The organism is Rhizobacter sp. P2_H2 (assembly GCF_056403375.1).
Map to the genome: position 1 here is coordinate 1 of NZ_JBFUFP010001672.1, position 756 is coordinate 756.

General features: G+C 74.5%; 2 protein-coding genes. Both read right to left on the reverse strand.

From position 1 onward, the window contains the following. Positions 1–491, reverse strand: a 491-nt coding sequence (locus tag AC1D15_RS35520; protein ID WP_477829786.1) for a PfkB family carbohydrate kinase, incomplete at its 3' end; no start/stop codon positions are given. Next, positions 488–756 (reverse strand): substrate-binding domain-containing protein (locus tag AC1D15_RS35525; RefSeq protein ID WP_477829787.1); only part of this gene is annotated, 269 nt, incomplete at its 5' end. The genes AC1D15_RS35525 and AC1D15_RS35520, both read right to left, overlap by 4 nt.

The window sequence follows — 756 nt, forward strand, 5'->3', positions numbered from 1 at the left end:
GGGTTCAGCAGCACCGGCACGCCGGCCGCCTGCGCGATGGCGATCGCCCGCGCCACCGCCGCGAGCGGCGATTCGAGCTGGCACACCAGCAGCGCCGCCGACGCGATCTGCGCCGCGGCCGCCTCGACCTGCGCGACACCGAGCGCCGCGTTTGCGCCGGCCGACAGCGCGATGCTGTTCTGCCCGCGGTCGTCGACCAGGATCATCGCGACGCCGGTGGGCTGCGCCACGTCGGCCAGGTGCGTGAGCTCGACGCCCTCGGCCGCGAGCCGGCGGCGCGCCTCGCGCCCATGGTCGTCGGCACCGACACAGCCGATGAAGCTGACCGCCGCGCCCAGCCGCGCCGCGGCCACCGCCTGGTTCGCGCCCTTGCCGCCCGGCAGCACCTTGAACTCGCGCCCGTGCACCGTCTCGCCGGGCGCCGGCAGGCGCTCGCAGCGCAGCACCAGGTCGGCATTCACGCTGCCGAGCACGACGATGTTCCGAGTCATGTGGGCACCGGCCCCGTCGAGTGGCGCACCGTCAGCGACGGCTGCAGGATCTCGCGCTGCAACGCGCGCCCGCGGTCGGCGATGCGCTGCATCAGCAGCTGCGCCGCCAGCTCGCCGGTGCGGTGCTTGGGCTGCGCGACTGTCGTCAGCGGCGGGTTGCTGTAGGCCGACAGCGCGATGTCGTCGAAACCGATCACCGACAGGTCCTGCGGAATGCGCAGCCCGTGCGAGGCCGCCGCGCAGACCGCGCCGATCGCCATCAGGT